This is a genomic window from bacterium SCSIO 12741, from assembly GCA_024398055.1.
Classification (GTDB): Bacteria; Bacteroidota; Bacteroidia; order Flavobacteriales_G; family Salibacteraceae; genus SCSIO-12741.
Genome location: CP073749.1, coordinates 2,259,474 through 2,282,113 on the forward strand (window position 1 = coordinate 2,259,474; position 22,640 = coordinate 2,282,113).

20 protein-coding genes are annotated in these 22,640 nt (G+C 45.1%); 5 read left to right on the forward strand and 15 right to left on the reverse strand.

Translation table 11 applies throughout. The features are described from left to right. Window positions 1-86: 86 nt before the first annotated feature. Both KFE98_09505 and lepA read right to left on the reverse strand, forming a co-directional pair. Window positions 87-2,522, reverse strand: coding sequence for a TonB-dependent receptor (locus KFE98_09505; protein UTW64353.1), 2,436 nt, complete (start codon window positions 2,520-2,522; stop codon window positions 87-89). Between the two features lie 26 nt (window positions 2,523-2,548). Next, complete coding sequence (lepA, locus tag KFE98_09510; GenBank protein UTW64354.1) at window positions 2,549-4,339, reverse strand: translation elongation factor 4; 1,791 nt, start codon at window positions 4,337-4,339, stop codon at window positions 2,549-2,551. Window positions 4,340-4,581: 242 nt separating this feature from the next. Here lepA and KFE98_09515 point away from each other — a divergent pair, with 242 nt between their 5' ends. The 3 genes from KFE98_09515 to metF all read left to right on the forward strand — a co-directional run bounded on the left by KFE98_09515 (window position 4,582) and on the right by metF (window position 7,217). Next, window positions 4,582-5,529 carry a hypothetical protein gene (locus KFE98_09515; GenBank protein UTW64355.1) on the forward strand — a complete coding sequence of 316 codons (948 nt, stop codon included), beginning with the start codon at window positions 4,582-4,584 and terminating at the stop codon, window positions 5,527-5,529. Next, complete coding sequence (locus tag KFE98_09520; GenBank protein UTW64356.1) at window positions 5,522-6,190, forward strand: ATP-binding cassette domain-containing protein; 669 nt, start codon at window positions 5,522-5,524, stop codon at window positions 6,188-6,190. Before KFE98_09515 ends, KFE98_09520 begins: the two co-directional genes overlap by 8 nt. A gap of 70 nt (window positions 6,191-6,260) precedes the next feature. Then, complete coding sequence (gene metF, locus KFE98_09525; GenBank protein ID UTW64357.1) at window positions 6,261-7,217, forward strand: methylenetetrahydrofolate reductase [NAD(P)H]; 957 nt, start codon at window positions 6,261-6,263, stop codon at window positions 7,215-7,217. Here the strand turns inward: metF and murI are convergent. From murI to KFE98_09575, 10 genes are all read right to left on the reverse strand, one after another. Beyond that, entirely contained in the window at window positions 7,214-8,011 is a 798-nt protein-coding gene (murI, locus tag KFE98_09530) for a glutamate racemase (GenBank protein ID UTW64358.1), read from the reverse strand. The two genes, metF and murI, sit on opposite strands and share 4 nt — an antisense overlap. Before the next feature lie 36 nt (window positions 8,012-8,047). Then, a complete protein-coding gene (locus KFE98_09535; protein ID UTW64359.1) occupies window positions 8,048-8,605 on the reverse strand; it encodes an OmpH family outer membrane protein in 558 nt (185 codons plus the stop codon). 36 nt (window positions 8,606-8,641) lie between these two features. Next, window positions 8,642-9,157 carry an OmpH family outer membrane protein gene (locus KFE98_09540; GenBank protein ID UTW64360.1) on the reverse strand — a complete coding sequence of 172 codons (516 nt, stop codon included), beginning with the start codon at window positions 9,155-9,157 and terminating at the stop codon, window positions 8,642-8,644. Window positions 9,158-9,171: 14 nt separating this feature from the next. Next, window positions 9,172-9,546, reverse strand: a complete 375-nt coding sequence (locus KFE98_09545; protein UTW64361.1) for a BamA/TamA family outer membrane protein — start codon at window positions 9,544-9,546, stop codon at window positions 9,172-9,174. Then, window positions 9,543-11,816, reverse strand: coding sequence for a BamA/TamA family outer membrane protein (locus KFE98_09550; GenBank protein ID UTW64362.1), 2,274 nt, complete (start codon window positions 11,814-11,816; stop codon window positions 9,543-9,545). Before KFE98_09550 ends, KFE98_09545 begins: the two co-directional genes overlap by 4 nt. Further along, window positions 11,813-12,559, reverse strand: a complete 747-nt coding sequence (locus KFE98_09555) for an isoprenyl transferase (GenBank protein UTW64363.1) — start codon at window positions 12,557-12,559, stop codon at window positions 11,813-11,815. The genes KFE98_09550 and KFE98_09555 overlap by 4 nt, the downstream gene beginning before the upstream one ends. 70 nt (window positions 12,560-12,629) lie before the next feature. After that, window positions 12,630-13,409 carry a hypothetical protein gene (locus KFE98_09560; GenBank protein UTW64364.1) on the reverse strand — a complete coding sequence of 260 codons (780 nt, stop codon included), beginning with the start codon at window positions 13,407-13,409 and terminating at the stop codon, window positions 12,630-12,632. A gap of 55 nt (window positions 13,410-13,464) precedes the next feature. Beyond that, window positions 13,465-14,367 (reverse strand): outer membrane beta-barrel protein, encoded by a 903-nt coding sequence (locus KFE98_09565; GenBank protein ID UTW64365.1) that lies wholly within the window; start codon window positions 14,365-14,367, stop codon window positions 13,465-13,467. Between the two features lie 80 nt (window positions 14,368-14,447). Next, window positions 14,448-15,329, reverse strand: a complete 882-nt coding sequence (locus tag KFE98_09570; protein ID UTW64366.1) for an NAD kinase — start codon at window positions 15,327-15,329, stop codon at window positions 14,448-14,450. Between the two features lie 5 nt (window positions 15,330-15,334). Further along, complete coding sequence (locus tag KFE98_09575; protein UTW64367.1) at window positions 15,335-15,997, reverse strand: hypothetical protein; 663 nt, start codon at window positions 15,995-15,997, stop codon at window positions 15,335-15,337. A 40-nt stretch (window positions 15,998-16,037) separates the two neighbouring features. Between KFE98_09575 and KFE98_09580 the strand changes: the two genes are divergently transcribed. After that, complete coding sequence (locus KFE98_09580) at window positions 16,038-16,760, forward strand: pyridoxine 5'-phosphate synthase (protein UTW64368.1); 723 nt, start codon at window positions 16,038-16,040, stop codon at window positions 16,758-16,760. Between the two features lie 48 nt (window positions 16,761-16,808). After that, window positions 16,809-17,513, forward strand: coding sequence for an alpha/beta fold hydrolase (locus KFE98_09585; GenBank protein ID UTW64369.1), 705 nt, complete (start codon window positions 16,809-16,811; stop codon window positions 17,511-17,513). On the opposite strand, the gene KFE98_09590 is transcribed toward KFE98_09585, so the two are convergent. Genes KFE98_09590 through KFE98_09600 form a run of 3 tightly spaced genes read right to left on the reverse strand, consistent with a single transcriptional unit; the run spans window position 17,510 to window position 22,640 of the window. Further along, complete coding sequence (locus tag KFE98_09590; GenBank protein ID UTW64370.1) at window positions 17,510-18,739, reverse strand: hypothetical protein; 1,230 nt, start codon at window positions 18,737-18,739, stop codon at window positions 17,510-17,512. The genes KFE98_09585 and KFE98_09590 overlap by 4 nt on opposite strands. After that, window positions 18,726-19,766, reverse strand: a complete 1,041-nt coding sequence (locus KFE98_09595; GenBank protein UTW64371.1) for a PorV/PorQ family protein — start codon at window positions 19,764-19,766, stop codon at window positions 18,726-18,728. The genes KFE98_09590 and KFE98_09595 overlap by 14 nt, the downstream gene beginning before the upstream one ends. Window positions 19,767-19,769: 3 nt before the next feature. Then, window positions 19,770-22,640, reverse strand: a complete 2,871-nt coding sequence (locus KFE98_09600) for a TonB-dependent receptor (protein ID UTW64372.1) — start codon at window positions 22,638-22,640, stop codon at window positions 19,770-19,772.

Below are 22,640 nucleotides of genomic sequence, written 5' to 3' on the forward strand. Positions count from 1 at the left end.
GGACCAGGCACAAGACCAAGGCACTTGCCGTGTAAAAAATGGATCGGATCATACGAGGTAACGTTGTTGGCGTAAAAATAGTGGATTTAAATACTTGCCCGAATGGAAAGTATCAGGTTGCGACCGGCGGCAGAAATACCGGAAGAGTAGGGGCGGTAGTGGCGATCCAGAATATTTTCCAAAGCCACGTTGGCTTCAAAGTAATCCAGGAATTTGTAGGAAGCTCGGATGTTAAGCGTGTACCAGGCCGGCGTTCCATCCTGGGTATACAAATGAGGCTTTCCTTGTTCTTCCGGGGCTAAGTCATCCCAGTGTCTCCAGGCATTGTATTGCGTGTAGAACTCTGCTCTAAGCTTTTCAGTTTTGTAGAAGGCCGATGTTTTTCCAAAGGCAGGAGAAACGTGTCTTAGGGGAACGTTGTCCACCAAGTCCTCTCCATCCATCCAGGTAAAGGTTTGAATGACCCCGAGCTTTTTAGACAGATTCGCCTTGAGGTTAAAAGAAGCCCCATAAATGTGAGCTTTACCCGTATTGGTAATCATTTGAACCTGGCTCATTTCTCCATCGTACAAAATGGAGTCCTGACCGTTGAGTTGCGCGTCTCTACGAACCATGGCATCCACGAGGTATGTGTAAAAACCAACGAGTTCCACGATTCCTCGATCACGAAGTGTACGAGATACACTCAGGTCAGCATTGTAGGCAAATTCAGGTTTAAGATTTTCATTAGGTACAATCACCTTTCCCGGCTCTGAGTCAAATACCTTGGCGATGTCATCCACATTCGGTGATCTAAATCCAGAGGCCGTATTCAGTTTGAGTTGCCATTTCTCTCCGGGGCGGTATATGAGTCCCAAAAAACTTCCGTTGAGCGCCGATGTAGTCAGCTTGATTTCATCAAAGTCAAAGTCGTAATATGTAGTATCTGTAAAACGACTTTTCATGTAGATGTAAGTGTAGCGAAGCCCTGTGCTAAAGGTCCACTTCTTATTCAGCTTGAAATTGTAAGTCACATAGGCCGCGGCATTGGCCCAGTCGCTTCCTCCATCTGGGTAACGGGTGGAAGTTTGTCCGTGTTCTTCGGTTTCAATGTCGTAGGTCCAGGCCTGGGAGAATACCGTGTTCCAAACGCCTTCAATTCCGTAAAACAGGGAGTGCTTGGAATTAATCTTTTTGTCAAATTCCAGGTTGACCGTATAGGCGTTTACTCGCTCATCTCGGGTTCTGCGGGTAGATCGGTTAAAGCGTCGGTCAATTCTTGATTCGTTAAAATACTGGTAGCCTACAATAATTCTTGAGCGATCCCAGGCGTCATTCTGAATGTCAAAGTCAGCTTCCAAGGTTCCAAAAAACCATTCTTGAGGGCCGTAGTCCCAGCGAGCATATTTAGGTACTACTCCAGTGCTGTCTGTCGCTTCTTGGCTTACTTGTGTCAATCGATCGTAGCGGGGCACCAGGGATGAGTTGGAATACTGAAGGTTGAGGTTGAGGTCAATGTTTCGGGTAGGTTGGTAGCGCAGTTTACCCATGAGGTTCATTTGGCTATATCCTGAGCTCTTTTGCAAATTAACATTGCTATTGGCAAAGGCTGTGTCCTGCCCTTCATAGGTTCCCTGAAACCAGGTTCGGGTTCCAAATTCCGGGTAGTTACCTCGATTGGCTCCGGTACGCAAATCTTCGTAATCGGATAGAGTCAATCCTGCGACCGCGGCCCATTTATTTCCTCCACCTGCCAGGCGAACATGGGCCGTTTTTTCCTCATTGGCTGTGGAATAGCGGAGTAGGGTATTGATTTTCCAGATGGTTGAATCCTTGCGGAAGGATAATTCGGGTTTAACCGTATGAAAGCTCATTACTCCACCTAAGGCATCACTTCCATAGATCACTGACCCTGGACCGTAAATTACCTCGGTGTTGTCCACCGTGTTCGGGTCAATCGCGATAATGTTCTGAAGGTTACCCGCTCTGAATATGGCATTGTTCATCCGAACCCCATCTACCACAATCAAAATCCGGTTGGCAGAGAAACCTCTAATCATCGGACTACCGCCACCCAGCTGGGATTTTTGAACAAATACCTGACCGGATTCACTCAATGCATCCGCTGCGGTTTGAGGGTTGTTAAAGCTAATCTCCCGAGCCGGAATGGTCGAAATTGTACTTGGAATTTCCGTGGCGAGCTGTTCCCGCTTATTTGCATACACCATCACTTCGCCTAAGTCAACTGCGCTCGGGGTGAGATAAACGGTGTTGTTGGCCGCTACGACTTCAGAGTAGGAAACAATTTTTCGGGTGTACGATGGATGGTGAAAGATGAGCGTATCCGTTTTTTGAAAACCGGTTAAATCAGCTTTTCCTTCCGGATTGGAAAGGGAGCTGTGCTTCTGTTCATGATCAATAACAAAAACCTCTGCAACTGGCTTCAAGTTGTCAATATCAAAAAGGGTCACTTTTTGAGCCTGCAACTTCAATCCAAAGCCCAAAAGGACGAACAGAAGATAGGTTGTTATTTTTTTGATCATGGCCGGGTTTGCTGCAAAAATCGGGCCTAATCGTTCAGCTTGAGAACGGCAAGGAAGGCAGATTGTGGAACTTCAACGTTACCCACCTGCTTCATTCTTTTCTTACCCTTTTTCTGCTTTTCGAGAAGTTTCCGTTTACGACTGATATCACCCCCATAACATTTGGCGGTAACGTCTTTCCGAAGGGCTTTGATCGTTTCCCGAGAAACAATTTTGGCTCCAATAGCGGCCTGAATAGCAATATCAAACTGCTGCCTTGGAATAAGCTGTCTAAGTTTTTCGCAGATTTTCTTACCAAATGGGTAGGCATTTCCACGGAAAATTAGAGCTGACAAAGCATCTACCTGATCACCATTAAGCAGGATGTCCAACTTAACGAGATCCGATTTTTGGTATCCGATGGGAGTATAGTCGAATGAGGCGTACCCTTTAGAAACAGACTTTAGACGATCGTAAAAATCAAATACGATTTCGGCCAGTGGCATCTCAAAGTTCATCTCTACCCGGCTAGTAGTCAGGTAAACCTGGTTTTTAAGTATTCCCCGTTTTTCGATACACAGATTCATCACTTGGCCAAAGTAATCGGCCTTGGTAATGATTTGAGCATTGATGTATGGCTCCTCTACGTAATCGAGGGTAGATGGATCGGGAAATTCACTTGGGTTGTGTACGGTATGGGTTTCTCCTTTTCTCGTTTTAGCAATGTAGGATACGTTAGGAACTGTAGTAATCACGGTCATATTGAACTCACGATCCAGACGTTCCTGAACGATTTCCATGTGAAGCATTCCCAGGAATCCACAACGGAAACCAAACCCAAGTGCTGCAGATGATTCTGGCTCAAAGGTTAGGGAAGCATCGTTGAGTTGAAGTTTCTCCAGGGATTCACGGAGCATTTCGAAATCTTCGGACTCTACCGGATAAATACCGGCAAATACCATCGGCTTCACATCCTCAAATCCTTGAATGGCTTCTTCGCATGGAGCTTGTACCGTGGTAATCGTATCTCCCACTTTTACTTCACGGGCTTGTTTGATTCCCGAAATGATGTAACCTACATCTCCAGTCAATACCTCGGGTCTAATTTCTTGATTGAGGCGCAGAATACCGATCTCATCAGCATTGTATTCTTTGCTGGTATTCATGAACTTAACACGGTCGCCTTTTTGAATTTTTCCGTTAAATACCCGGAAATAAGCGATAATTCCACGGAAAGGGTTGAACACGGAGTCAAAGATCATGGCTTGTAACGGCGCATCGGGATCTCCTTCTGGTGCCGGAACGCGTTCCACAATGGCTTCGAGAACCTTGTCTACTCCTAATCCGGTTTTTCCGGAAGCTTCCAGAATATCTTCCCGGTCGCAGCCAATCAGCTCTTCAATCTGATCTTTTACCTCTTCCGGCATGGCGGAAGGAAGGTCCATTTTATTGATCACTGGAATGATTTCCAGGTCGTTTTCAAGGGCCAAATACAGGTTGGAAATGGTTTGAGCCTGAATTCCCTGGGTGGCGTCCACGATGAGTAGTGCTCCTTCACAGGCCGCAATACTTCGGGAAACTTCGTAGGAAAAATCCACGTGTCCCGGGGTGTCGATCAAGTTCAAAGTGTAGGTGGTTCCATCTTGCTCATAGTCCATCTGGATGGCGTGACTCTTAATCGTGATACCACGCTCCCTTTCGATATCCATATCATCCAGGGTCTGCTCCTGTAGTTCTCGGTCCGAAACAGTTCCGGTTTGTTGAAGCAATCGATCCGCCAGGGTACTCTTACCGTGGTCAATATGTGCAATGATGCAGAAGTTTCGAATGTCTTTCATTCACTCAAAATTAAGCCGCGAAAATACTACTTTATTCCCGATTTTATCGCCTCAAAGCAAGGCCATTATTGCCGTCGGTAGCGACATGCCTCTCACTTCCGCTTAAGTATGACCAGCATTAGCTTCGTATCCCTCCCATAGGGATCGGGATCGATTCGCGATTCTCATTAAGATTTGTTTGCTTTTTTGTCTCTTCACACCTGACTCTATCAGGCTGGTCTTTTTACCTTGGATTTTCTAAAATGAAAAAATCTGTCCTTCTTCTTTTGGCGTTGCTGCGGGTTCGGCAATTCTTCCGTCAGGCCCGGGAAGTGGGTTGGGTTTTTATCATTCTCGTTGCAGGACTCACGGTTGGTGTTTGGGGGCGAGCCATTCCTTTTGTGCAAGAAGCTGATGAAATGCATATGGCCGGTGCTGGTTTGGCTTTTGCCTTGAGCGTGCATCTAAAAAGGAGGGATTTTCCTTTTCTGTCTAAGCTTCAATTGCCCATTCGTTTGGCTTTAACTGTGGAGTATTCCCTGATGCTCCTTCCATTTAGCCTGTTAATCGTTTGGATTGGGTCGCTGAGTCAAGGAATCGCCTTTTTTGCCTCCGGGCTTGCCGTGGTGATTTTGGGTGCAAATACTTTATCAGGCAGAGGGGGTGGAAAATGGCCGTGGGATTTAGGGCGCTACTTGCCCCTTGATCTGTTTGAATGGAAAAGCAGTTTGCGACGTTATCCATTGGCTTGGGTCGTGGCTTATGGGCTCCTGATTTTTACCTGGTATCATCCTCTGTTTTTAATCTTTGGGGTTATCATCGTATTGCTTCTTTTGCTCAGCTTATACGAAGAGGTGGAGCCCCAAGTTCTGTTTCCAAAGTCGGCAACGGAGTTGCGTCGCAAGTGGTGGAGACAGAGTATAGGATTACAAATCACCCTTTTTCCTTTCTATTTGATACTCCTTGCCACTCGAGCTGATTTTTGGTTCGTTATTCCCGTGGCCATTCTCCTCTTGGGAATGCTTCAGTCCTTTTTCCTATTCAATAAATACGCGTCCTATATTCCATTTGAAAAGGCCTTGCCTTCCAGTGTTACTCATTCCGTTTTCGCGGCTCTATTGATTATCCCTGGTGGGTTAATTATCAATTTATTCTGGTGTTATGGTCAGTACAAAAAGGCGGTTAAAATGCTAACTCAATTCTATGCTTAAGCTCCAAAATGTTTCCGTAGGTTATGGCGACGAGGCCATTCTTAGATCCATCAACCTGGAGGCCTCTCCGGGAGAGGTGATTGGAATTTTAGGAAGAAACGGTTCGGGGAAAACTACGCTCTTTCGCACCCTGAGCGGTTGGTTGAAGCCCATGTCTGGTGATGCTTACTTTCAGGGGGAAGCTTTGAATCGTTCTCAGGTGGCATTTTTGGAGGCCGAACCCTCCTTTTACCGGTTTATGAAAGGATCGGAATACCTGGAATTGATTAACGGGGGTAAAGATCGTTTGGCAGAGTGGGGGCAAGCCCTTGATTTGCCTTTGGATCGATTTGCCGATGAGTATTCTACCGGGATGAAAAAGAAATTGGCCGTGGCTGGAACCTTTATTCAGGAGAGGCCCATAATGCTGCTCGATGAACCCTTTACCGGGGTTGACCTGGAAAGCAATGAGAAGATTTACGCCATTATTCAGCATTACGCAAAAGACCGCGTGGTTCTGCTGTCTTCTCATTTGTTGGCCACCCTTACCGAAATAGCCGACCGCATTGTTTGGTTGGATAACGGTGAAATAAAAGAGGTTTACGATAAGGGTTCCTTTGATGCTTTGAAAGCCTCCTTTCGGGAGTCTGCAATTCGCGGATTGGACGGACTTTTGGGTTAATAATCGGCAATTGCAGGATATATCTAAAACCTATAAGATTCAATTATATATTTGCTGACCTTATTCGATTATGAACGTTGTTGAAAGTATAGAGAAGGCCAAAGGTAAAACCCTGTTTTCCTTTGAAATCTTACCTCCCCTAAAAGGGAAGGGAATTGATGCCTTGTATGCGGCCATTGACCCGCTAATGGAGTTTAATCCTAGTTTTATTAACGTAACCTACCACCGTGAGGAATATGTGTACCGCAAGGAAAACGACGGACTTCTTCGTCGCATTTCTACCCGGAAGCGTCCAGGCACAGTAGGTATTTGCTCGGCCATTCAAAACAAATACAAGGTGGAGGCAGTTCCTCACCTAACTTGTGGAGGTTTTAGCAAAGAGGAAACGGAAAATGCGTTAATTGACTTAAACTTCTTAGGAATTCACAACGTTTTGGCCCTGCGAGGAGACCCCATCAAATCGGAGCCTAATTTTGTTCCTGATGAATTTGGTCACAGCTACGCTTCAGAGTTGGTTGGTCAAATCGTGAATATGAATAACGGAATCTTCTTGAACGAGGAGATGATGAATTCTGCTCCTACCAAGTTTTGCATTGGTGTAGCCGGCTACCCAGAAAAGCATTACGAGTCTATGAGCATGAAAACCGACATCAAACACTTGAAAGAGAAAATTGATGCGGGCGCCCATTACATCGTTACTCAGATGTTTTTCGATAACCAAAAGTTCTTTGAGTTTGTTGAGCTCTGTCGGGAAGCTGGAATTACGGTTCCCATTATTCCTGGAATCAAGCCGATTACCACTCCTCGACACCTGCACTTTTTGCCTAAAACTTTCAAGGTTGACTTCCCAGAAGAATTGGCATCCGAATTAGATGCATGCAAAAACAAAGAGCAGATTCGTGAAGTAGGAATTGAGTGGGCGATTAAGCAGGCCAAAGAGTTGAAGGCGGCAAAAGTTCCTTCCATTCACTTCTACACGATGAGTCGTTCCAATGCGATCCACCGCATTGTATCGGAAGTTTACTAAGAGAGTTTTTCGAGCTTAAGCTGAATTTCTTCCCCGAAGAAGAGTCGGGTTATTTCCTGAAAGGCGAGCGTATGATCGGATACGTAGAACTCGTCCTTTGCAGCATTTTTACCATCGGCGGATAGGTCATGCTCTTCCAGCATTTTTTGAAGGGCAGAAGCCACCATGTGAGATGAATCCAGTACTTCGGTTTTACCTTGGTAGTAGGTTTTTATTTCATCCACCAATAGCGGGTAATGCGTGCATCCAAGAATCAAGGCTTTAATTCCTTCCAAGTCAGGTTGAGAAAGGTAGTGCTTAATGGCCTGCTCACTAATTTCGCTTCCGGCAAAACCTTCCTCGATTAATGGGGCCAGCAAAGGCGTCATCAAGGCTTGGCACGAAGCAAAGTCACGCAATTGGTCTTGATAAACCTTCGACTTAACGGTAGCCTTGGTTCCAATCACTCCTACGGGTTCGCCTGAGAAGTGCTCCCGCACATAATCCACCATAGGTGCAATTACATTGATAATCGGGAGTTGATCTCCATACTTTTCTCGAATGGGATGATAGGCAGAAGCAGAAGCAGAATTACAGGCGATAACAATCACCTTGCACTCCTTTTGGATAAGGAAGTCGCTTATGGCTAAAGAGTATCGTGTAATGGACTCTGGAGACTTATCACCGTAGGGTAGGTGAAGGGTGTCGCCAAAGTAAATGAGTTTTTCATTGGGAAGTAAGCTTTTGATGGCTCGGGCAACCGTAAGTCCACCGACACCAGAATCAAATATGCCTATACTTCCCGTTTTACTCATGGGCAAAAAAAAAACCGCCAGAGGCGGTTCTTAATGTTATTTAGGAGCAGATGCAGGAGCCGCGGCTGCTGCGGTGATGCCCATTTGTTTTTTCACCAGGGGTAGAATGTCATCCCCTTCAGGATAGTAAAGAACCGATCCTGTACCCGTATCAAAAATGTAAGTGTATCCGTGCTCTTTCGCAACGGCGGTGATAGCATCCTTAGCCTTTTTGATAAGAGGCTCCATCAACTCTACTTCTTTTTGCTGAAGAGACTGTTGAGCTTTGCTTTGGAATTCTTGAATTCGCTGCTGCAATTGGATGATCTCTTCTTCCAATGAAGCACGAACTACTTCGTTCATGGTTCCTTTAGCCGCTTCCGTTTGATAATTGGTGTATTTCTTTTCGTATTCCTGGGTCATAGAAGCCAATTGAAGCTCCAATTGCTGACCAAATGCTGCCAACTTAGTTTCGGCGGTATCTCTATCTGGCATCACCATCAACAGGTCGTTAGAGTTGATGTGACCGAATTTTCCAGCTTTTTGTGCGGAACTGTTAAGAGCCAGTCCAAAAAAAGCTACCAGAATCAGGCTGTGTTTCAAAAATGATTTCATGTTCTTACATTTTTAGGGGTTGCGAAAATAGGCCTATCATTTAGAATATCCTAATTTTTTGATGACGATGTCCGTCTTGTCGTACCTTGAGTTTGAGTACAATATATTGGATGTACTGGCCAGGTCAAACACCACTGCGTAGTTGTTTCTATCGGCCAAATCTTTGAGGGCTTCATAGATTTTATCCTGCAGTGGTTTGATCAACTTTTGACGGGTTTTGAAAAGCTCTCCATTCACACCAAATTTCTCTTTTTGGTACTGTCGAACTTCTTCTTCCTTCTTCAGAATTTCTTCCTCTCTTTTCTTCTTCAAATCTTCGGTCAAAAGGATTTTCTCGGCTTTATAGGCCTGGTACAACCGTTCAATATCCTTGTACTTCAATTCAATCGTTTCCTGCCATTGCTTCGACAGTTTATCGAGTTGTTCTTGAGCTTCTGAATATTCAGGCATGCTCTCGAGAATCAGCTCGGTATTGACATAAACAAACTTCTGACTAATGCCATCGAAGGCGAACAAAAACAGAAAAGGAAGGATAAGAGCAATCTTTTTCATCTTCAAGGTATCAATTACAGTTCTCCAAGATTCGCGCCAATTGTAAAATGGATTTGCGAACGGTCCATTCCAGGACGACCAACAACGTCGTCAAATCGGTATCCCCAGTCTAAACCAAGTAGTCCAAACATAGGGAGAAAGATCCGAACTCCAAGACCGGCAGAGCGTTTAAGTTGGAAAGGGGTAAATTGGGATATATCGTTCCAGGTATTTCCGGCTTCAGCAAAGCCCAGCATAAAGATTGTAGCGTTTGGATTCAAGCTCAACGGGTAACGAAGCTCTAAGGTATATTTCGCAATCGATGTACCTCCGGTAATGGCCGAGATAGATCCATCATCGTAACCACGCAAGGCGATAATCTCACGTCCATCCAGCTGGAATCCGGTCAAACCACTACCCCTAAGTAGAAGCGTTCGAATGGTGCTGGTCCAATGTCTCCGTTGTAGTATCCCAGGAATCCAAATCCTACCTTGGCTTTCAATACCAGGTTTTGTTTCGGAATAATTGGGGTGTACCAGTCGCAGGTTACTTTCCACTTGTAGTACTCAATCCAGCGATACTTCTCCTGGTCTTCAAGGGCCGTGTAGTCTTTGTTGTTAAAGGCCGAGTAGGGTGGAGTCAACTGCATGGAAACCTTGATGTCGGATCCGTGAGTTGGATATACGATTCCGTTTCCACCACCTAAAGAGTTACGGTTAAGTGTGACTTTGTAGAACAGGTTATTGGAAAAACCATTGTCAAAAATGAAGGCATTCCAGTCCTTCATCTCGTAGTTCTGATAGCTAAACTCATGGCGGAGGATGAAGTAATCATCCGGCCATTTAAGCTGCTTTCCTAATCCTACGGATACACCGGCAATGTTGATGTGTCTACGGGCTGGGTTGTCAATTTTCTGTCCACGGTCGTTTTCTATTCGACGTCTTTCACCATTCGTCTGAACGGAGTAGTATCCGGAGAAGGTAAAGGAAATGGGTTTTTTACCCCCTAACCAAGGCTCCGTAAACGACATGTTGATCGAGGAGAACCAACGTCCACTGGTTTGACCTCGGATCGATAGTTTCTGTCCATCACCACTCGGAAGAGGTCGCCATTCTTTAAAATTCAAAAGGTTTCTCAGCGAAAAGTTGGTAAAGGAGATACCAGCAGAACCCACAATACGACCTCCTCCAAATCCACCCGAAAGCTCAATCTGATCGGAAGGCTTTTCAGCTACGGTATACTCGATGTCTACTGTTCCGTTCTCTGGATTTGGCATGGGTGTCACGTTCATCGCCTGCGGGTCAAAGAACCCAAGTACGGATAGTTCACGCTGCGAACGCATAATGTCGCTTCGGCTAAACAGGTTGCCCGGATAGGTCCGAATCTCCCGGTAAATAACGTGGTCGTTGGTTTTGGTGTTTCCCGCAACATACACTTTGTTGATTCGGGCTTGTTGTCCTTCGTACATGCGGATTTCGATATCCACAGAATCATTCTCTACGTATACCTCTACCGGAGTTACCTGGAAGAATAAGTATCCCTCATCCATATACAAAGACGAAATGTCTTGCCCCATTGGGTCCATGAACAAGCGTTGCTCCAGCAAATTGGGGTTGTAGATGTCTCCTTTCCAAATACCCAAAATACTTCGAAGTCGATACGTGTTAAACTTGGTATTACCAATCCACTTGATGTTACGGATAAAGTATTGTGGCCCTTCATCAATGGCCAGCTCAATGTTAATGGTCTTTTCGTCGTGCGGATAAATGGAGTCCTTTACGATTTTGGCATCGCGGTAACCGTAGGATTTATAGCGCTCAATGATGGCCTTCTTGTCCGCATCGTAGTTGCTTTCGATAAACTTGGAAGACTTAAAAATATTGAGGTGGATATTGTCGGTGGCGTAGTCCCACATGATACGTCCGGCATTCGTCGAGTCTTTGGAGGAAACGGTGGACGAGGAGGCATCGATTATCATGCCTTCTAAATCGTAGAAAGGCTCAAAGTTGCTTTTCTCACGAGTTTCCTTCATGGCCCGCTTTAGCACGTAGCTGGTCATGTTTTTGTTGTCGGAAATCGTGATGGAGTTGATTTTTACCTTTTTCTCTTTTTCGATGTATACGGTCAGAATAACATGGTCATCCAATTTGGGATCTACCCGCTGCTCAATTCTTACATCAGCATTCAAAAATCCTTTCTGGATGTAGTAGCTTTTTACTTTTTCCCGGGTTGTTTGGATTAGATTCTCGGTTACAATCTTTTCCCGGTAGAGTTCGATGTCATCACGAATATCGTTGACTTCTGATTTACGGGCACTTCCTTCAAACTCAAAATAGGAGAGACGGGGTTGCTCCTTGATGTAGATGTCCAAAAAGATGTTTTCTCCCTGAATTCGGGTATAGCTCACCTTGACATCTTCAAAGAGTCCTTGCTTCCATAGTTTTTTTACGGCTTTCGAAATTTCATCACCAGGAACGGTAATTCGACGACCCACTTTCAAACCGGAGATCATAACCAGTGCACTGGCGTCCAGTTTTTTGGCTCCAGATACGGTTACACCACCAATCCTGTATTCTTTGGGTTCGGTATAATCAACGGCATTACCTCCAATCTCAATTTGAGCGAACCCACTAAAGGTCAGAGAAAGTAAAAACAGAATTATGAGAAGGCCTTGCTTCATCCAGGTTGCACTTGTTCGCTCGTTTTACCAAATCTTCTTTCTCGTCCCTGATACTTCAACACAGATAGGTATAAATCATCCTTGGTAAAATCCGGCCAGAGTTTTTCCAAAAAGATCAATTCCGTATAGGCCAACTGCCAGAGTAGGAAGTTGCTGATGCGCTGCTCTCCACTTGTTCTGATCATGAGTTCAGGATCTGGAATGTTCGCCGTACTGAGGTATTGTTTGAAATCATCTTCGGTAAACTCATTTTCATCCAGATTGTTGTGCTTGGCATCAGAAATTACCTTTTTCACCGCGTTCATGATCTCCCAGCGTGAACTGTAGCTCAAAGCCAGAATCAAATTCATCCGCTTGTTGTCCTTGGTTTTTTCCATGGTGTCAAGCAAATGAGCGTGGCATTTGGGTGGAAGAGAATCGGTGTCGCCAATGGTCATCAGGCGAATGTTGTTTTTCTCCAGGGTAGGAAGTTCTTTGGTCATGGAATTGACGAGCAGCTCCATCAAAGCATTTACTTCTCTTTTTGGACGGTTCCAGTTTTCGGTAGAGAATGCGTACAGTGTCAGGTTTTTTACTCCGATTTCTGCACTGGCTTCTACCGCATTCCGAACGGCTTTAATTGCGCTTCGGTGGCCAAAAATTCGGGCCTTGCCAATCTTTCTGGCCCAACGGCCATTTCCATCCATAATGATGGCAATGTGGTTGGGTACATTGTGCGCGTCTATCTTGTCTTTCACGTCCATCTGAATCAAAAAAAAAGTCCTTCAGATCAGGACTTGGTAATGGGCGAGCAAATATACTCTTTTTTAACCGTTAATGTACCGCGTTGTATTTGCATAGGTTGGGGTTCTTGCCGATTCGGATGAGCATGGTGAATGTGGTAAACGCATAGAAATCGGGCCGTTGAGAATTACCGCGCTGCATTCCCCATTCGTTTTGCCCGTTTCCATTGTCTAAACTGCGATTGGATAAGGCCTGTGCCACGGTACCCATTTCAGATGGATTGTCGGGATAAGTAGTGCTTACATCATCCAGGTAATCGGTAAAGGTGCGACGCATCCCATATTCCACATTGAACAATACGCGGTGCGAAAATTTAAATTTTAATCCGGCACCAAAAGGCAAGGCAAATTGAAACCGGCTGTATGGACTGGATTGACCTTCGGTTTGGTAATCCCGAAGGCTGTATGCATTTCCATCCAAATCGGCTTTGGGGTCAAACCAGAAAAAAGCAACACCGGTAAACAGATAGGGAGTCATGAACTCATCCCGAATAAAGGTGTTGTACTCAAAAAAGTTAAACTCAAATTGACTGGAGAATTCATAAAGCCTTGACGTGAAACTGAGATTTCGGTTTCGATTGATCTCGGAATCAGACAGGGCATCATCTCCACTTATTCGACCAATTAAGAAGGAATTCTTCCAGGCCCACCGGTTGTTTTTGAACGGCAGTCGATGAACCAGCCCATAGGTAAAGTGGGTGGTTTTGGTTTTAAAATGACTCGAACTTAAATCCCCAGGTAATAGGACATACCCATTGCAGGCCCAACCTCGGTTAGACCCTGGCCTTTCAGCATGGGTGCTATAGAGCACAAAGTAAGGAGTAATGCAAACGCCTTCTTCATGGGATAAAAGTATAAAAGTTGAATTAGAATCTTGGACGGAACGAACTTCCCTTAAGAATCTTGTATGAAAAGGTGATCATCGTTGTAAAAAACGCGTCATTGTTGTCGGGACTACCGCGTTTTTCTCCTGGGTGTGTCCAGGTAGGATATTCACCAGAGCTTGGATCGGCCAGGTAAGCAGCCATTTCTCCATTCTCAGATAGGATGGCGTCGTTGTCGTAGTAGTTCGTACTAACGTCATCCAGGTAATCGATAAAAATAAATCGGTAGTTCAACTCAAGGCCAACGTTGATTTGCGTGTTAAGCGCATATTTCATACCCAATGCGGCAGGAATGGCGAACGAAAAACGGCTGTACTTTTCAGGATTTCCTGCAATTCCCTGTCCCTCTGTTCCCAGCGGCTGAAGAGAATGGTACTTGCCATCAGAACCACGTCCTGTTGGGTTAAAGTAAAATCCAGCGATACCTACTCCTGCATAAGCTGAAATATTGGACAAGAAAGAAGAACGAGCTCCTCTCAATCGGAAGGCGTGACCAAATTTTTCTTTTACAAAATAGTAGCGATACATAATACCCAATTCATACACATGAGTATTGATGTCGAAATTACGGTAGCGGCGAGCTTCGTTACCCGCATACTTGTCATTGGCATGCAAAAAGCAATAGCTAAAAGAAGCCAGTACCGACATGTCTTGACGAAGGTGATAATTGAAATTTCCAGTAAAGGAAGCTCGGGTAGATTTGAAGTTCAGGTCGGTAATAAAGTGATCGGGTTCGTCTTGAAAACCACCCACGTCACTCAGCATAAAGGATGGGCCAATACCTGCGGTCAGCTCCATTCGGTAGCTTTTCCACTTTTGTCCGAAGGTGACCACTGGAAGGGTTACCAAGAACAAGATCAACAGTTTGTATATCCTTTGTTGCATATGAGTGCTTAGTGTGGCAAATATAAAAAATGATCTATCATGCGATTCATTCTTATACGATAAGTGGAAAATTTTTCGGTTTAATTGCGCTGATCCAATCCCCAGTGCAATTTGTTGCTGATGGTTTTTAGGAAAGTTTGACCGTTTAATCGTAGCAATCGCATTTTGGCAGGATACTTTTCAATCACCAATTCCATGTTCGAGTCAATGGTTTCCATGCGAGAATCCAGCGAGACTAGGAAATACTTGCTGCGGCCTTCCACTTTTAGCCTGATTTTTTTGTGATCGGGAATCACAAAAGGGCGTGAGTTAAGGTTGTGAGGGGCTACGGGTGTTATGACAAAATTGGCCGAATTGGGTTGTATGATCGGGCCACCGCAACTCAGGGAGTAAGCGGTAGAACCGGTGGGGGTGGAAATAATTAATCCATCGGCCCAGTAGGTATTCAGAAATTCATCATCCAGGTAGGTATGGATGGAGATCATTGCTGAAGTGTCTTTTTTGTGAACAACCAATTCATTCAAGGCAAAGTGTACATCGCCAAAAAGGTCTTGGTTGGTGTTCAAGGCGATCATCGTGCGATCATCGTAATAAAACTCCCCATCAAAAATCATGGCCAGAGCCTCGTTAATGCCCTCACCACGAATAGTAGAAAGAAATCCCAATCGACCGGTATTGATTCCCGCCACAGGAATTCCTGAATCTTTGACCAGCGTGGCTGAATCCAAAATGGTACCGTCGCCTCCAACGGAAAGTAGGATGTCGGCAAATTCGATCAGCTGCTTGGAGTGAATGAACGTACCGGCGTGATCGGGTAACTGAATCCGGGCCTTGAGGTAATCGAAAAAGGGATCGTAGATTAGTAACTCAACTCCACGGCGATTTAGCTCATCAAACAGTTCCTGGATGTACGGGATGTGTTGATCCTGAAACAGTCGGCCATAAATCGCTACGCGTTTCATAAGAGTTAGATGTTGAGGTAGTTCATCAAATTGTCGTAGTTGTCAATCAAATCGTCGTTGGCATCACTTTGATCATAACTCGCCGTAATGTCGTAGTCGAATCGCTCCAGGGCCTGGATGACATCCTGAATGTTGAGCTTATTGATTTTCAACGTGACCTCGATGGTTGAACTGTCTTGATTTCTGGATACGAAAGAGCCCAAAATTTTGGCATCGTTGCTTTCCACGATTCGGGCAATTTCGGTTAGGCTGTAATCCGTATTGAGAATATCCATCACAATTACCCCTCCAGGGCTCTTGACGACGGGCATCTCCGCAATTACTTCCATTAGGTTGGCTACAGTAATCACTCCTACAAATAATTCTTTGGGGTTCAAAATCGGGATCAGGGTAACCCCGTATTCTTCTACTTTGCGCAAAACCTCAAAAACATGTTCGTTGCTGTAAACATGCATTTGAATCAAGTAATTCAAATGATCGGAAATGCGTTCGGTAGGATCTTCAATAGCTAAGAGGTAATCTTCGTGAACCAATCCCAGGAAAAGAGGTCCATCCACCACGGCTAAATGCATGACTTTGAATTCATCCATCCATTCGATGGCCTGCGCAACAGAATCGTGTTTCGATAATGTTGGAATCTCCGTTACTAGAATCTCACTTGCGAGCACTCTTAATTAGCTAAATTTGACCGATCAAATCTAAGGTTTTATGGCAAAATTGAGTGTTAACGTAAACAAAATTGCGACCCTTCGAAATGCCCGGGGAGGCAACCTTCCGAACTTGGTAAAAGCGGTTTCGGATATTGAACAATTTGGTGCAGAAGGGATTACAGTTCACCCCCGTCCGGATGAACGACATATCCGCTACCAGGATGTACATGATATCAATTCCATTTATTCTACAGAATTTAACATTGAGGGATACCCCAATGCTAAGTTTATGGAGCTGGTGCTTGCTGTAAAGCCTACTCAGGTTACTTTGGTGCCGGACCCTCCTGGGGTGCTCACTAGCAACGCCGGATGGGATGCCGTTACGCATTTGGATATGTTGACCGAAGTGGTGACCGAATTTAAAAATGCCGGAATCCGAACTTCGCTATTTATGGATGTGGATTTGTCCCTCTATGAAGCAGCTGCAAAAACAGGAACAGATCGAATTGAATTGTACACCGAAGCTTATGCAAGCCAATACCATCAAAACCGTGAAGAGGCGGTAAAGCCATACGCGGAAGCTGGTATTCGGGCAGGTGAATTGGGCCTGGGCTTAAATGCAGGTCATGATTTGAACTTGGACAATTTGAAATTCTTCAACCAAGAGGTAACAAACTTGTTGGAAGTATCTATCGGCCATGCCTTGGTCAGTGATTCACTGTACTACGGATTAGAAAACACCGTGGCCATGTACAAAAGAGAATTGAGAGATGACGCTTAATTATAAGGTTTTCGGTGAGGGGAACCCCTGTTGATTCTGCATGGATTAATGGGGATGTTAGACAACTGGCAAGGGCCTGCCAAGTACTACGCTGAGCACTTTCAGGTATATATCATCGATGCCAGAAACCATGGCCACTCTCCCCATTCACCGGAGTTTACTTACGAACTCATGGCCGATGATTTATTGAATTTTGTGGAAGAACATGACTTGGATTACTTCCATTTGATGGGTCATTCCATGGGTGGGAAAACGGTGATGAAATTTGCCCAAAATCATCCGGATTATGTGGACAAACTCATTGTGGCCGACATTGCACCGAGAGCTTATCCTGTTCATCATCAACAAATCTTAGCTGGATTGAATGCCTTGGATTTTGAGGTGATTAAGAGCCGTGGCGAGGCGGAAAAAGCCTTGGCCTCTTATGTTCCAGAATTGGGTGTTCGTCAGTTTCTTCTCAAGAACATGTATTGGAAGGAAAAAGGCAAATTGGCCCTTCGCTTTAACCTCGATGCGATTACCGAGAATATCGAATTGATTGGAGAAGGAATCTTCGACCGTATCTATGAGGGACCTACCCTTTTCATCCGAGGTGAAAAATCAAAATACGTATCCGAAGAAGATTGGAAGGATATTCAGTTGTCGTTTCCGCAGGCAGAATTGAATACGGTTAAAGACGCTGGACACTGGCTACATGCCGAGAAACAAGCGGAATTTATTCAAGAAACTACGGAATTCTTACTTCGGGATTAGTCGAAGTCTGTTGTCAATTTGAAGCGCAACACCCGTCCGTTACCGGCATCAGCAACGTAGAGTATTTTGTTGAGGTAAGCTACTCCCGTAGGATTGTTAAACTGTCTCAAGTCTTGTCCTCTTCCGCCAAAGGATGCCAGGATTTGCTTAGATTCAGCTGAGAATGGAGGTGGATTTACCCCTTCATATCCCTTACTGGTAAATTGATACAAAGAATCCTTTTCAGAATCAACTACGAAAATGTAATTGGTTCCATCACCAGCATAAGTTACCCCGCGAGGAGCTGAAAACTTATTTGCCTCATACAGGAAGCCGTCGGCCTTGCTCGTGTCTTTGGAGTCTAATTCATCCAGAAAGTATACACCGCCATTTTCACTTTCCTCATACTTGATGTATTGCACCTTTAGAGAAAGGTCTGGATCAACTGAGGTAAAAAGAAAATCACGGCTATCGGTAATGGCAGCATTCTGAGGCGGCTGAGCCAAGGTGCTGATACCCACAGGACGGCTAAAGTAGTCAAGTACGGATCCAGATGGGGTTTGTACAATCAAAGGAGAAATAAACTTGTCTTTTTCACCGGTCAAAAGATCTGGGCCTACCAATAGAACGGCATCGTCTGGTCCGCCCAATTGTCCTGTGTTTTGATTAGGGCCATTGCGTGTTATGTAGTAGTTCGAATTCCCCAATACTCCAATTCCTTCAAAAGTGATCTCCTGATCTTCAACGATGGCAGTAGGAATGTTTTTGTAGTAAGGATGAATAATGACCGGGGTAATTTGAGCGTGCTGTAATCCATGCGAAATACCGCTGCTCTGGTGGATGCGGTAGATGCAGGCCAAGGTCAATGTTTGAGGCTGACCATTCACTGTTACAAGTGTGTCATAAGTTCCGGAGGCCAATAAATCCAATGTACGATCCTGGGCAATGGCTTTTAATCCTGGAATTTTAACCCGGTGCAATTCTCTTCCGGATAAGTCCATGGAAACGATCTCTTCACTTCCACCATCCAAAATGTACATCAATTGGTCAAACCCTGCCAATACTTGAGTAGGTCGGGCAAAGTTGTCCAATACCGGTTGAATCGGTACGTAGGCCACTTCACGTCCAGTATATACTGGCTTGTCGATGAACTCCAGGTCGGTTTTTTCACCGAACACTCCTTTACAGCCTGTGGCTACCACAGCGAGCAAAAGAATCGATCCTAAGATGAGTTTAATTCTGTCCATTGCTTTCTACTTTGCGTTCCTCAGGTTTGTAAAGTCTTAGATTTAAGCCGATGTGGTGTTGTACTCCAAAGAAGGTAGTAGGCACAAAGGCATATTGAATATGCAAGGGGTGGTGACCAATCCGGGTTTTAAATCCAGCTCCAAAAGTGGGGTAGGTGTAAGACTTACGTCCCAGTACATATCCCGCTCTAACGAATACCAACTTGCGGTAACCGTATTCCAATCCCATGCTAATGTTTTCGCTGTTATCATTCGGGTGATTCAACTGAACAGCGGCCAATAATTCGTGCTTATCCGTTTGAATAGGGTACATGGAAATTCCCAACTTAAATACGGTTGGCACAGGGTATCTTTCCGGAGTTGGGGTAGAGTTCTGGTTAAATTTCAATTCCTGAAAATCGCCACTTAATGCAGTACTTCCACCAAAGTTTGAAACCACTACGGCAAAGCTGAGGTCTCTTACATCAGTTTGGTACAAAAATCCCAGATCAGCCGTGAAGGTGTTGTTCTGGTATTGTGCGATACTCTCGTGGATATAATTCAGTTTTAATCCAAAGGAGAATTGATCACTCAATTGCTTGGAGATGCCCAATCCAATGGCGGTGTTCACCACGTAGAAATATTCTCCCGTACCGTGAGGCTGAAATTCAGTTCTCACTTCTTGACGACCAGAAGAAAGGTTGTTTACCGTTAGGGCAAAGGCAGCGGTTCTTTTCTCCCAAGGTTGAACCACGCTCAAGAAGGTCTGATTGATTCCATTTCCAATCAAAAGATTCGACGTGCCTATCGAAGTTGAACTCACCGAAGTAATGGCTGCTGGATTCGTAAAAGACGTAAATCCATCACCCCTTAAGGTAACGTTCGAGCTAGCCATACCCAGAGATCTTGGGCTGGCATCATTTTTCAAATAACTTAATGCAGAAGAACCGGTACGCTGTCCACCAAGGTTAGGCAAAATCTGAGCCTGAGCTGCTAAACCTGTAAGGAATAGAATTCCGATCGCTGCGATATGTTTCCAAGTATTCACGTATCAGAATTTAAAAGCTAAACCATAAAATATTTGAGTAGGTGCCTGCCAACGAGCGGGGTTGTCAGGTGGTAGACCGGTGGCCTGCGGATCCGGATATTTAGGATCTCTCCAATCTTCAGGAACGTCATCACCTTCCCGGTATCCGTCGCCGGTTACCGGATTCACGATATAAGCGTTCTTGTTGTTGAACAGGTTGCGAACCTCAAAGCTCAGCGACAATGCCTGCTGACGCTTGGTGTTCTTAAGCACAAAATCTTTGGTGATTTTTAAATCGGTCCAGAACCAAGCCTTCGCGATTTCGGAGTTTGGACGATCACTCTGGTATTGGTAGATAGGACGGCCGAAATCGTTGTATCCTGCAAGTTCCACAGGTGTGTAGCGGAAGCCTGACTTATAGTTAGTGGCCAGGTAAATTCGGATGTGATCAAAGGCTTTAGAGCCAAATAGACGCATGGTGGTGTCTGTGTTCATAATTACACCCAATTTCAAATCCCATGGACGGTCCCAGGTAAGAGGCTGCTCTTTGGTGTTGTCCACAAATCCCTGCTGGCGAATTTGCAATTCACTTTCACGAGCCGAGTTTGATTTACCACGAGCCGACTGGAAGGATCCGTTAAAGAACAACTTGAAGTACTTGGCAATTCTTTGGGTGACTCCCAATTCCACCCCTACGATTCGGGCGTAGTCCTGGTTGTAGTAAATTTTACGACTAACGAGTTTACCGGTTTGATCTTCCAGAATGGCGTATCCTGATACAATGTAGTCGTACTTGTCGTTGTTGTAGGCTGCAACGGTTACCCCAAGGTCTTTTGTGATTTGGGATTTGATACCAATCTCATAACTCACTGTCGACTCCGGTTTGATAATGGGGTTACCAATGGTTGCCAATGGAGAGCGATCGAGGTAATCAGGATCAAGACCAGCGTAAATAAAACGAGGGTGAGGCATCTGCATCGAGTGACCGTAGTTGAAGTAAAGAACGTTGTTCTCAGTAACCGGGAAGGATACATTCAACTTAGGTAACAATCGATTCTGCCAGCGTTTGCCAAAGATTTTAAAGGTTTCGTCCTGGTAGGTCGTTCTGGACTCATCCTGAAGCAATACTTCATCGTTTTCTACAGCTGCGTCCAGTTCTTTACCATAAGCCCAGTAGTTGTAGCGTAGACCCAAGGTGGCAGAAATCCCTTTGTAGGTGATTTTGTCCTGTAGCCAGAATCCACCTTCGGTAGGACGGGCAAACCAGATTTCGGAAGACGATCCAACACTGATAGAAGGGGTAGAAAGCGAATCGTTAATCTGAATCGGAGCACCTACCCATGGACGGAATACATCAGCCCATTGGTATTCTTTTTCCTTGTGTTCCCATCCAAACATAAACTCGTGGTTCTTGTTGTTGGGGAAGTAACTTGCTCTAATTTTTCCTGTGTATTCCTGAACGTAGTGATCGTGCCAGCGCTCGGCAATACCACCGTTGTTTACCAATCCCGGGCCAGGCAATACATACACCTGATCAGAACCTGGGTTGTACAATTCAATTGGATCGGTCACAATCGATTCCGGATCGTAAATCTGATCTACGGTTGCAGAGCGGAATGGACGTCCATTGGCATCAGCCCTTAAGTTGGTGAATAAGCGGCCTAAGGCTACCTTGATATTCCAATGATTGTTGATGTAATGTTGGAAGTTCATTACGGTCAAATTGGAACGGTGGGTATAGGTGTTACCTGCATCTGGATCCAAGGCAAAGTCATATTGCAAACCGGGACGAACCACGGCGTCAAATCCAACAATTTGAAGGGAACGGGTACTTTGATTAATCGCAATACTGTGCTGATTGGTCAAAGTAAGTTTGGTCCCTGGTTTGAACTCGTAAGAAAGCTTTATCGTATTCGCAAACTTGTTGTTCTGTCTTGGTGCCCAAACGGAGTCATTGTCTGGGAAGAGTGAGCTATGCAACTGATTCGCTTGAATGCGGTAGTAGTCGTCCGACATAAAGGCATTGGCACTCACAAAAAAGCGAAGTTTCTTTTTCGTCCAGGGAATCGATCCTCCAATGGCGAGGTCAATGATATCCGTATTCCAACTGGGTCCGGCATTCACTCGGCTTTGTAGCAAGGTAGTTTCGCCGGCACTCATCGACCAATCCCCAAGATTGTCACGTTGCCAGCTACCAGCAATTTGAAATTGCTCGCCGCCTTCACGGATCTGGGTGGAAACCACTCCTGAAGCGCCACTACCGTATTCGGCTCCGGCACCACCCGTAATCAGCGATACATCGCTAATTGAACTACTTTGTACGCTTACTCCAAATCCCGTTCCGGAAAGGGGGTCCTGGGCACTAATTCCGTCAACCAAATACTGAGTTTCGTAATTTCGACCACCCCGAATGTTAATTCCATCAGGAGTCTTGTTTACCCCTGCTTGCATGGTCACAATATCCGTTACATCCCTAACGGCCATATTCTGGATATCTTCTTCGGTGATTTTCACCTCAGAGGCAGCATCCTCCAGGTTAATGATGTTCTTTTCACCAACGATCACAACCTCATCCATTACCGTGCTTCTCAGGTTGAGATCCACGTTGAGCGTTTTTGTTTCGCCAGCTTTAATGGTGATTCCGTTGTACTGCTTATCGGAATAACCGATGAAGGACACTTTCACGGAGTAATCACCCGGTTTAATGTCTTTGATCTCGTAATTCCCGTTGATGTCGCAGCTTACTCCTTTGTAGGTACCTACCAATACAACGGTGGCGCCGATCAAGGTTTCTTTACTATCAGCATCCCTAATCACTCCTTTCAGGGTACCGGTTTGGGCCAGCAATGTTTGACCCAAAAGAAGGGTCAGTACCAGGGTCATTAACTGTTTCAT

Coding starts and splice junctions, on each gene's coding strand:
- KFE98_09520 (UTW64356.1), top strand. CDS start 5,522: ATGCTTAAGCTCCAAAATGTTTCCGTAGGTTATGGCGACGAGGCCATT.
- KFE98_09555 (UTW64363.1), bottom strand. CDS start 12,559: ATGGACGTGAAAGACAAGATAGACGCGCACAATGTACCCAACCACATT.
- KFE98_09585 (UTW64369.1), top strand. CDS start 16,809: ATGGGGATGTTAGACAACTGGCAAGGGCCTGCCAAGTACTACGCTGAG.
- KFE98_09600 (UTW64372.1), bottom strand. CDS start 22,640: ATGAAACAGTTAATGACCCTGGTACTGACCCTTCTTTTGGGTCAAACA.
- KFE98_09565 (UTW64365.1), bottom strand. CDS start 14,367: ATGCAACAAAGGATATACAAACTGTTGATCTTGTTCTTGGTAACCCTT.
- KFE98_09570 (UTW64366.1), bottom strand. CDS start 15,329: ATGAAACGCGTAGCGATTTATGGCCGACTGTTTCAGGATCAACACATC.
- KFE98_09590 (UTW64370.1), bottom strand. CDS start 18,739: ATGGACAGAATTAAACTCATCTTAGGATCGATTCTTTTGCTCGCTGTG.
- KFE98_09505 (UTW64353.1), bottom strand. CDS start 2,522: ATGATCAAAAAAATAACAACCTATCTTCTGTTCGTCCTTTTGGGCTTT.
- KFE98_09540 (UTW64360.1), bottom strand. CDS start 9,157: ATGAAAAAGATTGCTCTTATCCTTCCTTTTCTGTTTTTGTTCGCCTTC.
- KFE98_09580 (UTW64368.1), top strand. CDS start 16,038: ATGGCAAAATTGAGTGTTAACGTAAACAAAATTGCGACCCTTCGAAAT.
- KFE98_09535 (UTW64359.1), bottom strand. CDS start 8,605: ATGAAATCATTTTTGAAACACAGCCTGATTCTGGTAGCTTTTTTTGGA.
- KFE98_09515 (UTW64355.1), top strand. CDS start 4,582: ATGAAAAAATCTGTCCTTCTTCTTTTGGCGTTGCTGCGGGTTCGGCAA.
- metF (UTW64357.1), top strand. CDS start 6,261: ATGAACGTTGTTGAAAGTATAGAGAAGGCCAAAGGTAAAACCCTGTTT.
- KFE98_09550 (UTW64362.1), bottom strand. CDS start 11,816: ATGAAGCAAGGCCTTCTCATAATTCTGTTTTTACTTTCTCTGACCTTT.
- murI (UTW64358.1), bottom strand. CDS start 8,011: ATGAGTAAAACGGGAAGTATAGGCATATTTGATTCTGGTGTCGGTGGA.
- lepA (UTW64354.1), bottom strand. CDS start 4,339: ATGAAAGACATTCGAAACTTCTGCATCATTGCACATATTGACCACGGT.